Below are 13996 nucleotides of genomic sequence, written 5' to 3'. Positions count from 1 at the left end.
CGTAGTTGGAAGGTGAGGTGGAACAAAATGGCAACTGTAACTAGAACTGTAGATTACGAAAAGCCCATCTATGAAGAGGAGGTTAATTACCTCAATACCGATTACTCATTAAAGTCTTGGTTATTTACTCTGGACCACAAGCGAATAGGAATACTATACCTGATATCAATATCTTTGATGTTCATATTAGGTAGTGCTGCTGCAGGCCTGATTCGTCTTGAGCTGCTCACTCCTCAGGGAGACCTGCTCAATGCTGATGCCTATAATAGGGCGTTCACCATGCATGGTATAATCATGGTCTTCCTGTTCTTGATACCCTCGATTCCGACTGTGTTAGGTAACTTTGTACTTCCTATGATGTTGGGTGCACGGGATGTTGCCTTCCCAAGGTTGAACCTCCTGAGTTGGTACATCTACGTGTTTGGTGCACTTTGGATCTTAGCAGGATTGATACTAGGTGGTGCTGATGGTGGGTGGACTTTCTATCCGCCCTATAGCACAACATACGCTAACAGTCATATTGTTCCTGTAGCCCTGGGCATATTTATTGTGGGATTTAGCTCGATACTTACGGGACTAAACTTCATAGTGACTACCCATAGGATGAGAGCCCCAGGGCTTACCTGGTTCCGCCTACCTCTGTTTGTATGGTCTCTCTACGCTACTAGCTTGATTCAGGTGCTGGCTACTCCTGTGCTAGCGATCACTCTACTCTTGGTGGCAGTCGAAAGAGTGCTTGGAGTTGGGATCTTTAGCCCTCAACTTGGTGGAGATCCAATACTTTTCCAGCACATGTTCTGGTTCTACTCTCATCCAGCTGTTTACATAATGATACTTCCAGGCATGGGTGTGATAAGCGAACTGATAGCTTGCTTCAGTCGTAAGAACGTGTTCGGTTATAAGTTTGTGGCCCTGGCAAGCGTTGCTATAGCAGTGTATGGATTCCTCGTCTGGGGTCACCACATGTTTGTGGCAGGTCAGTCGGTATATGCTGGTATGATCTTCTCGGCCCTTAGTTTCCTGGTTGCTATACCCTCAGCTATAAAGGTATTCAACTGGACGGCTACTCTATACAAAGGCTCCATTTCTTTCCAGACTCCTATGCTGTATGCATTGGGTTTCATAGGCTTGTTCGTAATAGGAGGTTTGACTGGCCTATATCTTGCTGCTCTTGCTACTGATGTGCATCTAAGCGATACGTACTTCGTGGTTGCTCACTTCCACTACATAATGGTTGGTGGTATGATGCTAGCCTATCTTGGAGGCTTGCACTATTGGTGGCCAAAGATGACTGGTAGAATGTATCCAGAGCTGCTTGGGAAACTGTCTGTTCTGATAGTTTTCATAGGGTTCAACTTAACTTTCTTCCCACAGTTTATTGCTGGATTTGAGGGAATGCCGAGAAGGTATCATGAGTATGCATCTCAGTATCAGGTGTTCAACGTCTTGTCTACAGCTGGGGCTAGCATACTCGGTGTGGGTTTTATCCTGCCAGTATTCTATCTGCTTTGGTCTCTAAAGTGGGGTGAAAAGGCTCCTATTAATCCTTGGGGATCTGCAGGTCTCGAATGGCAAACACCAACACCGCCTCCAACCCAGAACTTCCTAGAGACTCCAGTCGTTACTACTGGGCCTCACCACTACTCTCAAGTAAGGGAGGAAGTCGTTGGCTGATAGCACTATAGCTGTAACATCTACACATACCGCTGAGGTTCATCATGAGGACCCGGCACTGAAGCATCAGTTCGATACTCCAGAACAGCAGTACGGAGCATCCATGTTCGGGATGTGGATCTTCCTATCCACTGAAATCATGATGTTCGGTGGCCTGTTCTTGGGTTACATTGTTTATCGTGCTTTATATCCACAAGCATGGCACGAAGCTACCCTACATCAGAACTGGATCATTGGTGGTATAAATACCCTGGTTCTTATTACTAGTAGCTTTACTGTAGCCCTTTCAATATATGGAGCGCAGACTAACAGAAACAAGCTTACTATCTGGTGCTTACTGATAACAATACTTTGTGCATTTCTCTTCCTGGTAAATAAGTATGTAGAATACTCAGCCCACTATCACGAAGGATTGTTGCCTGGTAAGTGGTTCAACTCTGAGGAGTACAGCCGTCAAACTGAGCTGTTCATGCTTTTCTATTTCGTTATGACTGGCCTGCATGGTATCCACGTGTTGATCGGAATTGGAATCTTATCTTATATGGCCTATAAGGCTTGGAAAAATACTTTTCATTCTGGCTATTACACTCCTCTGGAGGTCGCAGGTCTATACTGGCACTTCGTTGATATAGTGTGGATATTCTTGTTCCCATTGCTCTACCTGATGGGAGGAGTGACATTTGGAGGTGGTCACTAATGACTATAACGCATGATGCTGCAGGTGAGCCTGTATTAGAGCATGAAGAAAACGTGGTAGGTCATCTACACCATGTTGTCTCTTGGCAGACCTATCTAGCAGTTTATATCGCGCTAGTTTTATTTACTATAGTTACTGTTCTGGTGGCTACCGTTCACTTAGGTGAATTTAATACAATTGTTGCTATGTCGATAGCTGTTGCTAAGATGCTCTTGGTGTTGTTGTTCTTCATGCACGTTCGCTGGAGTGGATCTGTCTTAAGGATGATCGTCCTAGCGGGCTTCATATGGTTTGGGATTATGGTGATATTAACTATGTCTGATTATGCTAGCAGGCATTGGGACCAGGGCGGATCAGCAGCACCCAATGTGCCGGGAGTAGCGCCAGTTGTGCAGCAGGTCAATAGTGAGCAAACTAACCACTAGTAGATCTTGATCCTTAAGAGAGAAGGAAGTAGCAATTTTCGCATTTGAAAAGTATAATGCTACTCCTTCTCTATTTTTACTTTATTTTTAAAGGTAAGGTGACGCAACGTAATTACGGTCTAATCAACAACATGGGTTTATCTATTCTCGATTGTACACTCGATCCGACGCTCGCCGACCAGATAGCTGCAAACCCAGGATGACCGTGTGTAGCCATTACCACTAGGCTAATCTCCGATTTACTAGCTTCTCGAGCTACTACCTCAATGGGATCTCCCCTTAACACTTCAGATTTGACTTCTATTTCATGAGAAATTTTGTGTTTGATGTCATCTAAATACTGAGTGGCTTTCTCTCTCTGTAGTTCTAAAACTGCTGAGGTAGCCAAGGGCAAAATTCTAGCTGTAGCGGCCGTATCACCTCTTATAGTTCCAACGGTAGGCACTACAAGTAGTAGTAGTAGCTTACCCTTCAATATACGAGCTACGTCAACAGCTAAGGGTAAAGCTCTTTCAGATTGTTCCGTGCCATCAAGAGGCAGAAGTATAGTATCTATAAATGGAATGTCTGCCTTAGTGCCATCTGCCCTTAAAAGCAATATAGGAGTATAAGTAGCACGCAGTACCTGTTGCCCAATACTGCCTAAAATTAAACCTCTTATTCCCTGTCTGCCATGCGCGGTTAATATGACTAGATCCGCTCCTAGTTCTTTTACATGTTCTGCTATACTTGCAGCTATATTACCCTCGGGTACCGTGTGAATATGAATATCTACAGGAATTCTAGAAGGAAAGGTATTCCTAATCCCTTCTAGGTAAATCTCTGCCGCTTGAGGATCCTTAATATGGGGCTCTCCATGAACTGTTTTTGGTGGACTTTTCTCTAGAACATGAACCAATATCACCTTCGAACCGGCTTTTTCGGCGAGCAGTAAGGCCCATGGAATGGCTGCTTCGGCCATTTTAGACCCATCTAATGGAACAAGTATTCTGTCAAACAAATCAGCGCCCTCCTGTGGGATGTTATCTCACTATTCCACTGAAGGTTTCATAAAGCAGAAGTAGATTTAGACTTATTATAAGTGCAGCAACAATACTAGCTATACAAATGGTGAACTTTCTATTTACTAAATGATCACCCATAATACTCTTTTTGCTGGTAAAGATCAGCAAAGGTACTAGAGCAAAGGGTATACCAAAGGATAGGGTTACTTGGCTGATAACCAATGTTCTTGTAGGATCTAAGCCAAGAGCTATCACAACGAGTGCAGGTAACATGGTTATCAGTCTTCTTAGCCAGATTGCTATTTTCCTGCTTATGAACCCTTGCATTATTACTTGGCCAGCCATTGTTCCCACGGCCGATGATGATAAGCCAGAAGCAAGTAGGGAGATGGCAAATATTGTGCTAGCAGCTCCCCCTAACAATGGAGTAAGAGTTTCATAGGCTTGCTCTATGCTTGCTACATCACTTCTGCCTGTATGAAAGAATGTTCCCGCTGCCATTACTAGCATCGAGGCGTTTACAAAGCCAGCTATTCCCATAGCTACTACAACATCTATAATCTCGAATCTGTAAATTCTTTTGGCTTGTTGTACATTACGCGGGATTATTCGGTTTTGTGTAAGAGAAGAATGTAAATAGATGACGTGTGGCATTACAGTAGCTCCGAGTATGCCGCTTGCGAGGAGGACGCTTTCGGTATCGGAAAATCTAGGTTTTAGTAAAGATTGTCCTATCAATCCTACATCAGGCTTTACAAGAAAGAGCTCAATCACATAGCACACAGCTATTACAGCTAAGAAAGCAGTGATTACAGCTTCTAATGGGCGAAACCCGTAACGCTGTAAACCTAGTATAAGGAAGGTAGCTATTCCTGTCAGGATCCCAGCTAAGAATAAATCTATCCCAAACAACAAGTGAAAGCCTAAGGCCGCCCCCAAGAATTCGGCTAAGTCTGTAGCCATAGCGACTACCTCAGCCTGGACCCACATAAACCACACAATAGGCTTCGGTGCATGATCTCTTATGGCTTCAGGGAGGTTTTTGCCCGTGGCTATTCCAAGCTTGGCAGAGAGCGATTGTATTAACATAGCCATGATGTTGCTGAGCGCTATGACCCATATAAGTAGGTATCCATACTGCGCTCCTGCCTGGATATTAGTAGCGAAGTTACCAGGGTCTACATATGCAACTGAGGCTATAAATGCTGGCCCCAAAAAGGGCAACAATTTTGCTAAGGATAATCTGCGACTTTTGCCTTCTAATACCTCCATGGAGACGCTTACTGTACCCTGTCCCTTTCTTGCAACTTCGTATGGACTGCTGTGTTCATCACTCATTGTTTCTCTCCATGGAGGTGGAATCAGATGAGGGAGAAACAAATATATCCTTTGAAAGAGAAGGACTAAGGTAGTGTTCTCTATCCCCTATCTTGACAATCAGACCTCCTTCAAAGGGTATCTTCCTTAATACTTTCGCTTCCTGACCAGGTGTTAGTCCTATATCCCTTAGATAAGTTAGCTTCTCACGGGAGTTAGTCTTTACTTGCCTAATGATTACCGATGCTGGACAAATCAGCTCATCTATAGGAATCTGGTTGTTAATATGCCTCTCTTGGTTTTGTGTGAGGCTGCCCTCTGTACTGGGTATTATTTCTCCGTGCGGATCCGTCTCTGGTTTGCCCAGAACAGCAAACATCCTCTCTTCCATCTGCTCCGATATGTAGTGTTCTAGCTTTTCTGCTTCTTCATGTACCTCTTCCCATCCATAGCCGAGCATCTTATGTAGGTAAAGCTCTATAAGCCTATGATGTCTAACGATCTCGAGTGCTACTCTCTCGCCTTGGGTGGTAAGTTTGGCTCCTTTATAAGGCTCATGACTAACCAGGCCCATTCTGTCCAGCTTGACTAACATCTTGCTAGCTGATGCTGGCGATACCTCCAGGTAATCAGCTATTTCTTGTGTGTTTGCCACCTCTTTACTAGAGCCTTCTTCATGGGTAAGCATATAAATAGCCTTTAAGTAGTCTTCTATGGCCTCTCCTAACCTGGACATTTTTATTACCTCTCCGAATTTTAGCCTCGGTTAAATTATATTTTGGTTTTCTCTAATAAACAAGTATTGTAGGGGGAGAGACAATCAAAGGGCGGCTAATAAATTTTTCTTGACCGTATCAAAGAAAACTAAGCCCCCAAGTGATCTAATCACTTGGGGGCTTAGACTCGAGCCTGGGTGGTTTATATGGTTACCTGCGGCATAGAGCCAGGGTGCCTAGAGCTCCAAGACCTACCAGCATGGATAGACCAAGGGCCATACCGGCTACTGGTAGGTTGCTATTATGTGCCATACCACCAGCACCAGTTGATGGCATACCAGTCTTGAAGTTGTAGACATGTAGCATCACGCTGTCATCATTGTCCTTGGTGGTATCTAGGACTATCGTTCCGTTGCTGGCGCTTACCAGGGTGTTGGCATCCTGATTGGCTCCAAGAGCCTGTGGTGTGAACAGTAGGGCACCAAACATATGTCCTGCAGGTGGCTGGCTCTCGGTGATAGTTACTTTACCTTTAGCAACACCACTAATTACGTAATGGGAGATATCCACACAAGTATCAGCGGATACCTTTCCATCTCCATTTACATCTGTCTTCAGATCAGTTTCGCACAGCTTAGCTGGCATGAACTTAGCATCATCCAGATTATAGGTATGGCCAGCACTGTCCATTACCGTGAAGTTGAAGTCTACATGCCCTCCATTGACTGCTCCAGCTGGACCGTTGTCTCCAGGCCTGGTAACTACAGGACATGTGAGGACTTGATTCAAGAATGATCCGAGCGCATTGAAGTCGTCAATATTCTTGATATTTTCTGGACAAGCATGCTTCATAATGGCGATGCTGCCAGTAGGAGCTTGCCCACCGCCGGCAAATGCTGATACCGACAGTCCTAGTGCAAGTGCAAAGGCTGCCACTATGGCTATAAGTCTTTTTACCATTTGGGTTACCCCTCCTTCCAGCTTTTTTGATTCAGGTTTCTTCCTGCCACCCTAGGCTCTTTGTACCTCTAATAGATGTACGCATGAGCTATCGGGATGGATTAAGACTAGAAGGAGATTTTTATACTTGGTTATGGTTTATTTTGCGCTCAGAAAAAGTCGGGATGCTTTTCTGTTGCGGGATGGTAGAATTGATGAGAATGTAAATAATATTACCGCTGTAAGCACAATGGCTCCACCGGGTGCTAGGTCCAGAATATAAGAAAAAGCTAGACCAAAAATTGTGGATGCCAGGCCAAAACAAATAGAGTATATAGATGCTTGCTTAAAGCTTCTAGCTACTTGTAATGCGGAAGCAACGGGTATAACTAGCATACCGGCTACAAGCAGCACGCCCACCACCCGTAAGGCTGAGACAACAGTTATGGCTCCTAACAGGACGATAAGATAATTTAGTAGGTTTACTGGTAGTCCTGATACTTTTGCTATATCTTCGTCATATGTAAGTGTGAAGAGCTCTTTGTAGAGCATAATAACTATAACTATTACACAAGCACCTGTAATGCCGATTATCAGAAGATCTGTATCGGTTATGGTTAGAATGCTGCCAAAGAGGTAAGTGAACAGGCTTAGGTTCATGCGTCTAGCTAAGCTAGTTAGTACTACTCCTAGGGCAATGCCTGAGTAGAATACTATAGCAAGTGCCAAATCACCATGCTCTCTGCGCCAAGACCTTAACTTCTCTACTCCCAAAGCACCTGCAACGGCGAATATAGCTGCTCCGAGTATAGGATTTAAGCCGGCCAGCCAAGCTGCGGCTACCCCTGCAAACGCAGCATGCCCTAACCCATCTCCTATCAGAGATAACCTACGCAGCACTAAGTAAAGACCAACTGTGGGGCAACTTATGCCCACAATGATTGAAGCTATCAACGCTCTTTGCATGTAGTCTTGGCTTAGTGCAAATATGATGTCCTGCATGTTTTCTCTAACCGTGGTGATGATCGGAAGCTGCTATTGCTTCCAGAATCTGCTGTTGAGCTGCTAGATGTACATCCATTTCTTCTGGAGTGCCCTCAAATATAATCCTTTTGTTGAATATGATAACTCTGTTTATATATCCTTTTATCGTGTCTAGGTCATGTGAGATGTTGATAATTGATAGTCCTTGTTCATATCTCATGCGGTTTAGTAGTTCCATAATGCTGTGTCTGGTCTCTGGGTCCACGCTAGCGGTAGGTTCATCAAGCAGTAGTAGATCGGGATCACAGGCTAATGCACGTGCCAGCATCACTCTTTGGTATTGTCCCCCGGATAGTTCGCCAACGACATGTCTACTTAAATGATCTATTTTCAACTCTTCTAGGATCGACTGCACTTTGCTCCTATCAGCTTTGTCTAATCGCCTGAAGAACCCTTTCCTTCCCACCCTCCCAGATAGGACTACCTCTTCAACTGTTGCGGGAAAACCAGGCCTCACCGAAGACACTTGGGGCATATAACCTACTCTTGGCCACTGATTGAATCTCTCTATGTCTTGCCCAAAGATCTCAATCTGCCCACTATCAGGCTTGATCAAACCGGCTATAAGTTTTAGAAGTGTTGATTTGCCAGAGCCATTAGGCCCTAATATGGCAAGGAAGTCGCTCTTACTCACAGAGAAGCTGACATCCTCTACTACTGGTGAGGACGTATAGCTGAAGGTGACATGATCTAGTCTTAGGATAATTTCCGGGTTTTGTAAGTTTACTTGCATCCTAATCCTTCCCTCAGGGCCTGTAAGTTTTCCTTCATTATCTCGATGTAGTCTTTACCTGCTTTCTCCTGCTCAGGTGTAAGGCTCTCTATGGGATTGAGAACCATGGTTTTTGCTCCTACCTCATTTGCAATAGTTTCTGCCACTCTTGGGTCTACTAGCGTCTCGAAATATATCACTTTAGCTTGATACTTCTTTGCCAGTTCTACTATCTCTTGCATCCTCCTTGGAGAGGGCTCTGATTCTGGGGATATACCTGTTATAGGTACTTGGGTTAGATTGTATCTTCTAGCTAAATATCCAAAAGCAGCATGGCTCGTAATGAAATACCTTGTTCTACAATTATTAAGTCCCATCTCGAACTCAGAGTTTAGCTGGTCAAGCTGTTTGGCGTAGTTAGAAGCATTCTCCTCGTAGTAAGCTTTATTTCTTTGATCTATCTGGCTTAGTGTGTCCCTTATTTCATAGGTTATCTGCTTCATCAGAATCGGATCGAGCCAGACATGGGGATCAAGCGTCAGATCTTCCGAGGTGTGCTCTTCGCCGTGGTCATGTTCTGATCCTTCAGCTTGAGATGCGGGTATGGTTTGCAGACCTTTGGTTACATCCAGCTTTACAATCTCAGAATCAATATCTCGTAACGCTTCTTCAAGCGCCGGTTGAAAACCACCTCCTATGTACACAATGAGCTTAGCAGATCTTAGGGTATTTATATCCCCTGGCGTTAGTTCCATGTCATGGGGCTCAGATCCGGCAGGAACCAAATTCGTAACTTGTACTTTGCTCCCTCCCACCTCACGAACTACCTCATATAGAGGATAAACAGATGTGACTACTTTGACTCCTGTGTGTTCAACAGGACTGTTGCCTTGTGAACCGCAGGATACTATTAGAAATATTATCGCTAATAATAGGGGTATAAATCTTCGCATGTTTCCTCACGATCTACGGGTTTGAGAAGCTGTGCGACATGATTCGCACAGCCCGGAGATTTCTATTGAATGAGATCTAAGCTCAAAACCAAGTTGTTCAACAGCCTTCTCTAGGGCTTTTTCAAGGTTATCGCTGTTTACCTCACCTATCTTCCCACATTCGGTACATACTATATGGTGGTGGTGAGGAGGACCGCAAACAATATAACCATCCTTGCCTTCGGATAGCTTAGCTTTGTCTAAAGCTCCCAGTGTTAGTAAAGTGTCAAGCGTTCTAAATACAGTTGCTCTGCCGATATCAGGAAATCTTTGGCTCACTTCTTCCAGTATCTCAGCGGTTGTGAAGCTCTCTCGCTTACTTATTAGGGATACAATCTTTGCCCTGGATGGGGTATTCTTGTAACCAGCATTTACAAGAAGCTTTCTTAGAAGTAGTTCTCTATTTCTCATCTCGAGATAAATGATACTAGTATTATTTATCTCTGTCAAGCCTTAACAGAAACTATAATTCTCATATAGCTTACGCATTAGCTTTGTTTGTCTGACAGGCTATTAAGCAGTTAGGGAGGAATTTGCCTAGATGCAAGTTACTTCAAAGGATGTTGAAAGTAGATCATATAAGTCTTGGAGTATTCTGGATGTTATAGTTGTGTTTTTCCTTGGTTTATTTCTTGGGGTGTTAGCCGCTGTTATTGGGCTCTTAGTATCTGAGCTGTTCTTGAATTCTAAACTGTCTGGGGCTACCGAGTTTGTTCTCCTTACATTTTTACTCTATCTTGGTTTTGCTCTTAGTATATGGCTCTGGATGATAAAGCTTAGAAGAGTATCTCCAAAAGATCTGGGGTTCAACGCCGTTTCCATTAGATCTATATACTTAATGTTTCCCGTCTTCATATTTATGTGGTTTGTAAACATCATAGTTGCTTCTGCTACGTCCGCTTTCATAGGTCCATATGATAATCCTCAGACTAAGGAAATAGCTCGCGTTATATCTTCACCAGCCGACTTAATTGGAGTGATCTTTGTTATAGCAATAGTCGCACCAATTGTAGAAGAGACTGTATTTAGAGGCGTGTTATATCGTTATTTGCGACCTCGTTTAGGAGTGTTTTTGTCGATAATAATTACTTCGTTTATATTCGCAATAGTGCATTTCATACCAGTTATACTGCCCTTGTTATTTGTTGCTGGGTGTTTTCTGGCATGGGTATCCGAAAGATACAACAGCCTATATCCTTCTATGTTTCTGCATTTCTTGAACAACTTTACAATGGTGATTCTTATTTATATCACTATGAGAGGCTAATAAAATGGTGTGTCCCGTCGACAGCTTACACATATTGGGACACACCAAGCGTGAGAGGAAGGATTGCCTGCAGTGTCTCTATGAGCAAAATCTGTGCCAACTTGGACTTGAAATTAGCAGGGTATAGTTGGTTATTCTAAGCTAGCTGGAATATGACTTGCTTTTACTTGTTTCGCTTAGTGATAGTCCTTACCTTACAGTTGAAGGAGGAAAGTCGATGCCACTGAAGAACATAAATAATGTCGAATTCGAGTTTATTGACCACAATAGTAATTGTCCCCACTGTGAAAGATATAGGACGAGAATTGCGGAACTAGAGGCTATTATCTCTGCTATGGAGAATTATCTGATTACTATAGACACCCGTAATCAAATTAAATACAAGCGCCTGACCTCAAAGTGTTCGGATAATTCATACCTAATGTCTATTAGAGGAAAAGAGATGGATATTGCTAGGTTAGAGAGTGTAGACCCCGCTCTATAGTAAGCATTGTATCAAGCATATGACTATTATGTCATATGCTTTTTTGTTGCTCGTATTGTTTGAATTTGTAGATGGAGGTAATTGAGGTGGAAGAGGAGCTAAGGGATGCTTTAAGACGCCTGACCCCAAGAGAAGCGGTCAAAATCAAGATTGACCCTCTAGGTTGCATAAAGATGGCTCAGGCAGCGGCTCGAGGAGAGCCTACCGAATTATCTCCTCAGGCGGTAAGATATCTGAATCTGCTAGTAGCCTATATTGAACAGCATGGTCCAGAATCAGTTCGGGATCTGGCTTCTAAGTGGCGTTTGGAGATGCACCATAATTGCTAACATCCGCATCTGAAGGGCTGCTTGTTGCTGCCACAACTAGCAAAAGCACAAACAGTCCGCTTAGTCCTATAAGGATCATCGCAGCTCTTAGCGACACGCTGTCAGCTATCAACCCTACTACTGGTGGACATAATATGAAGCAGGCATAAACAGCCGCCATGGAGATGCCAGCTATTGCTCCGCTATCTATATTAGGAGCAACTTTATGCCCCAATCCTAGAGCTGTAGGTATTACTCCTGCAGACCCTAAGCCAGTGAGTACAAATCCGAATATTGCTGTCGGGATGCTGTGAACAAATAGGAGTAGATTAGCTAACAACAGCAATATTCCTGAAGTGACTAGGGAAACTCTTTCTCCAAATCTCATTACGAAGGGCGCGTTAGCTAACCTCCCTAGAAGCATGGCTCCATTGAAAGCTGCTAGTGCCGCACCTCCAGTACTTGTACTGGCTCCTAGTTCCTGGAGATAAATGACTGTCCAAAGATTGGCCACACTCTCTCCCATTACGCCTAGACTGCACATTAGAGCTATAAGGCTCAGCTTTCTATGTTTCGATAACAGAGCTAATATCTGAGATAACCCTGTACTTTCTGATTCTATGTCACTCGGAGGGTACTTGATATTAACAGTTGCCAACAAAGCGAGAATTCCGAATAGCCCTACCAATAACAGTACTAATCGGTAGCTCCATCCTAGGCCTATAGCCCAACCAGTTGCAAAGGAGCCTAACATTGCTCCAGCAGCAAACCCTGCGTGCATGATGTTGAGGGCATGCTTCTTGGTGGCTTTTTCCCAATCAATTGATGCGGCGTTGATGGATAGATCCATTAGCCCGTCGCCTACTCCTAGGGTCATCATCACTAATGCAAGCTCAGGGAGGTTACTTACTACTGATAGGAGTAGAGAGCCCGCTGCTAGACAGATTAGTGCTGTGATGCCAACCAGTTTCTTGGCAACTCTTAGAGTTATACTTCCTCCTGCTAGTAAGACAAGCATGCCCAGAAATGCAGGGATTGCTTGCAGTCCCCCAAATACACCCTTGCTAATAGCAAGCTCTCGGATTATCAGTGCCCATAGGACTCCTAGGCCTCCCAGGTTGATACCGAAATAGGCGAAATGAAGCAATAATACTATGTAGGCTCTAGTTGGACTCCAAGAATAACTCTGTATTGTTTGAATTCGTGCGTTCTGTCCCAAGAGTTCTCTCCATACCGGGGGGCCAAATTTATTTAGTCATCTAACCTGTTTTCTGGAAGGTTTACTGGCAGTGGAGCAGGTCTTTGAGGGCGGGAAGAGATATGTACGTGACGCTCTTTAGAGGACGCTTGATAAATGGAGTGCATCACCTCAAGTACATGGTAGCCCATATCGGCCGTAGCTCTGTGAGGCCTGCCACTTCGTATGGCATGAGCCATATCTGCTACGCCAATACCTCTCTCATTCTCCGTCCTAGGATAGGCTAGAGGTATCTCTTGCCACTCAGATTTGTTCCTGAGCTTAAGTAGTGGGGTGCCTCCAAAACCATTAGGATCAGGGACTACTAGCGTGCCATAGGTACCATAGATCTCTATGTTCGGTAACCTTGAACCCCAAACATCAAATGTGGTGATCATGGTTGCTATAGGGCCACCTTCCAGGTCCAAAACGCTTGCTACATATGTAGGAGTCTCTACGCTAATTCTCTCACCGTAACGTGCCTTGCTGGTGATGATTCTTTCTTGAGATGTAATTCTTGCTGATCCTGTAACTCTGGTCGCAGGGCCTATTAGATTGATTAGAGCTGTTATGTAATAGGGGCCCATGTCAAACAAGGGGCCGGCCCCCTCCTTATAGAAGAATGCCGGGTCAGGATGCCAACTCTCTGGGCCACTAGCCATCATGAATGCTGATGCGCCAACTATGTCCCCTAGTATTCCATCCTCTATAAGCTTGCGACATGTTTGCTGAGCACCGCCGAGGAAGGTATCCGGTGCGCAACCTACCCTAAGTCCTTTCTGTCTTGCTAGCTCTAGGATCTTCTTGCCCTCGTTGAGGGTTGTAGCTAGAGGCTTCTCACTATATACATGCTTTCCAGCTCTCAGACAAGCCATAGTGATACCTGCGTGCGCCGCAGGTATGGTCAGGTTTATTACCATTTCGATTTCGGGATCTTCCAGTAACTTGTCTACTGTATAGACCTTAGGTATTCCGAACTCTTTTGCTCTAGCTTCAGCTCTCTCAAAGATCATGTCCGCGCAGGCCACGATCTCGTACATTTCGTACTTCTGGGCGTTTTCCATGTAGACAGAGCTTATAGTACCACAACCAATTACTCCAACCTTTACTGGATCAGACAACTTGGGAGGCCTCCATATTAAGAAGTTTCTAAGCAATAGCTATCTTACCTTGATAAAAG

General features: G+C 44.2%; 16 protein-coding genes. 6 read left to right on the top strand and 10 right to left on the bottom strand.

Annotation, left to right across the window (positions count from 1 at the left end):
• Positions 1-27: 27 nt before the first annotated feature.
• Genes ctaD through N2245_RS02365 form a run of 3 tightly spaced genes read left to right on the top strand, consistent with a single transcriptional unit; the run spans position 28 to position 2796 of the window.
• A complete protein-coding gene (ctaD, locus tag N2245_RS02375) occupies positions 28-1674 on the top strand; it encodes a cytochrome c oxidase subunit I (protein ID WP_494535126.1) in 1647 nt (548 codons plus the stop codon).
• Positions 1667-2371: a cytochrome c oxidase subunit 3 family protein gene (locus N2245_RS02370; protein WP_494535125.1), complete on the top strand. Its 705-nt coding sequence runs from the start codon at positions 1667-1669 to the stop codon at positions 2369-2371. The genes ctaD and N2245_RS02370 overlap by 8 nt, the downstream gene beginning before the upstream one ends.
• On the top strand, positions 2371-2796 hold the full coding sequence (locus N2245_RS02365; RefSeq protein ID WP_494535124.1) for a cytochrome C oxidase subunit IV family protein: 426 nt from the start codon (positions 2371-2373) through the stop codon (positions 2794-2796). Before N2245_RS02370 ends, N2245_RS02365 begins: the two co-directional genes overlap by 1 nt.
• 112 nt (positions 2797-2908) lie before the next feature.
• Here N2245_RS02365 and N2245_RS02360 read toward each other — a convergent pair whose 3' ends face one another.
• The 8 genes from N2245_RS02360 to N2245_RS02325 form a co-directional block, all read right to left on the bottom strand.
• Positions 2909-3796: a universal stress protein gene (locus N2245_RS02360; RefSeq protein WP_494535123.1), complete on the bottom strand. Its 888-nt coding sequence runs from the start codon at positions 3794-3796 to the stop codon at positions 2909-2911.
• 22 nt (positions 3797-3818) lie between these two features.
• Positions 3819-5138, bottom strand: a complete 1320-nt coding sequence (locus N2245_RS02355) for an Nramp family divalent metal transporter (protein ID WP_494535122.1) — start codon at positions 5136-5138, stop codon at positions 3819-3821.
• Complete coding sequence (locus N2245_RS02350) at positions 5131-5853, bottom strand: metal-dependent transcriptional regulator (RefSeq protein ID WP_494535121.1); 723 nt, start codon at positions 5851-5853, stop codon at positions 5131-5133. Before N2245_RS02350 ends, N2245_RS02355 begins: the two co-directional genes overlap by 8 nt.
• A gap of 190 nt (positions 5854-6043) precedes the next feature.
• A complete protein-coding gene (locus N2245_RS02345) occupies positions 6044-6793 on the bottom strand; it encodes a hypothetical protein (RefSeq protein ID WP_494535120.1) in 750 nt (249 codons plus the stop codon).
• Positions 6794-6931: 138 nt separating this feature from the next.
• A complete protein-coding gene (locus N2245_RS02340) occupies positions 6932-7774 on the bottom strand; it encodes a metal ABC transporter permease (RefSeq protein ID WP_494535119.1) in 843 nt (280 codons plus the stop codon).
• 7 nt (positions 7775-7781) lie between these two features.
• Positions 7782-8549 carry a metal ABC transporter ATP-binding protein gene (locus N2245_RS02335; protein WP_494535118.1) on the bottom strand — a complete coding sequence of 256 codons (768 nt, stop codon included), beginning with the start codon at positions 8547-8549 and terminating at the stop codon, positions 7782-7784.
• The gene (locus N2245_RS02330; protein WP_494535117.1) at positions 8540-9481 is read right to left on the bottom strand and encodes a metal ABC transporter solute-binding protein, Zn/Mn family; all 942 of its coding nucleotides are present in this window, start codon (positions 9479-9481) and stop codon (positions 8540-8542) included. Before N2245_RS02330 ends, N2245_RS02335 begins: the two co-directional genes overlap by 10 nt.
• Before the next feature lie 6 nt (positions 9482-9487).
• The gene (locus tag N2245_RS02325) at positions 9488-9970 is read right to left on the bottom strand and encodes a Fur family transcriptional regulator (protein WP_494535116.1); all 483 of its coding nucleotides are present in this window, start codon (positions 9968-9970) and stop codon (positions 9488-9490) included.
• Positions 9971-10061: 91 nt separating this feature from the next.
• Here N2245_RS02325 and N2245_RS02320 point away from each other — a divergent pair, with 91 nt between their 5' ends.
• The 3 genes from N2245_RS02320 to N2245_RS02310 all read left to right on the top strand — a co-directional run bounded on the left by N2245_RS02320 (position 10062) and on the right by N2245_RS02310 (position 11600).
• A complete protein-coding gene (locus N2245_RS02320) occupies positions 10062-10787 on the top strand; it encodes a CPBP family intramembrane glutamic endopeptidase (RefSeq protein ID WP_494535115.1) in 726 nt (241 codons plus the stop codon).
• Positions 10788-11004: 217 nt separating this feature from the next.
• On the top strand, positions 11005-11271 hold the full coding sequence (locus tag N2245_RS02315; protein ID WP_494535114.1) for a hypothetical protein: 267 nt from the start codon (positions 11005-11007) through the stop codon (positions 11269-11271).
• 86 nt (positions 11272-11357) lie between these two features.
• On the top strand, positions 11358-11600 hold the full coding sequence (locus tag N2245_RS02310; protein WP_494535113.1) for a hypothetical protein: 243 nt from the start codon (positions 11358-11360) through the stop codon (positions 11598-11600).
• On the opposite strand, the gene N2245_RS02305 is transcribed toward N2245_RS02310, so the two are convergent.
• Complete coding sequence (locus N2245_RS02305; RefSeq protein ID WP_494535112.1) at positions 11566-12798, bottom strand: MFS transporter; 1233 nt, start codon at positions 12796-12798, stop codon at positions 11566-11568. The two genes, N2245_RS02310 and N2245_RS02305, sit on opposite strands and share 35 nt — an antisense overlap.
• Before the next feature lie 32 nt (positions 12799-12830).
• Positions 12831-13937, bottom strand: coding sequence for a Gfo/Idh/MocA family protein (locus tag N2245_RS02300; RefSeq protein WP_494535111.1), 1107 nt, complete (start codon positions 13935-13937; stop codon positions 12831-12833).
• Positions 13938-13996 lie beyond the last annotated feature (59 nt).

It is taken from the genome of Thermobaculum sp. T2p (assembly GCF_059335935.1).
Note: the sequence above shows the minus strand (reverse complement) of the source record. Positions and strands in the feature narration are given on the sequence as shown.

Excerpts from the sequence above, each read along its gene's own strand:
- ctaD (WP_494535126.1), top strand. The coding sequence starts at position 28 with ATGGCAACTGTAACTAGAACTGTAGATTACGAAAAGCCCATCTATGAA.
- N2245_RS02365 (WP_494535124.1), top strand. The coding sequence starts at position 2,371 with ATGACTATAACGCATGATGCTGCAGGTGAGCCTGTATTAGAGCATGAA.
- N2245_RS02355 (WP_494535122.1), bottom strand. The coding sequence starts at position 5,138 with ATGAGTGATGAACACAGCAGTCCATACGAAGTTGCAAGAAAGGGACAG.
- N2245_RS02350 (WP_494535121.1), bottom strand. The coding sequence starts at position 5,853 with ATGTCCAGGTTAGGAGAGGCCATAGAAGACTACTTAAAGGCTATTTAT.
- N2245_RS02345 (WP_494535120.1), bottom strand. The coding sequence starts at position 6,793 with ATGGTAAAAAGACTTATAGCCATAGTGGCAGCCTTTGCACTTGCACTA.
- N2245_RS02340 (WP_494535119.1), bottom strand. The coding sequence starts at position 7,774 with ATGCAGGACATCATATTTGCACTAAGCCAAGACTACATGCAAAGAGCG.
- N2245_RS02335 (WP_494535118.1), bottom strand. The coding sequence starts at position 8,549 with ATGCAAGTAAACTTACAAAACCCGGAAATTATCCTAAGACTAGATCAT.
- N2245_RS02330 (WP_494535117.1), bottom strand. The coding sequence starts at position 9,481 with ATGCGAAGATTTATACCCCTATTATTAGCGATAATATTTCTAATAGTA.
- N2245_RS02320 (WP_494535115.1), top strand. The coding sequence starts at position 10,062 with ATGCAAGTTACTTCAAAGGATGTTGAAAGTAGATCATATAAGTCTTGG.
- N2245_RS02315 (WP_494535114.1), top strand. The coding sequence starts at position 11,005 with ATGCCACTGAAGAACATAAATAATGTCGAATTCGAGTTTATTGACCAC.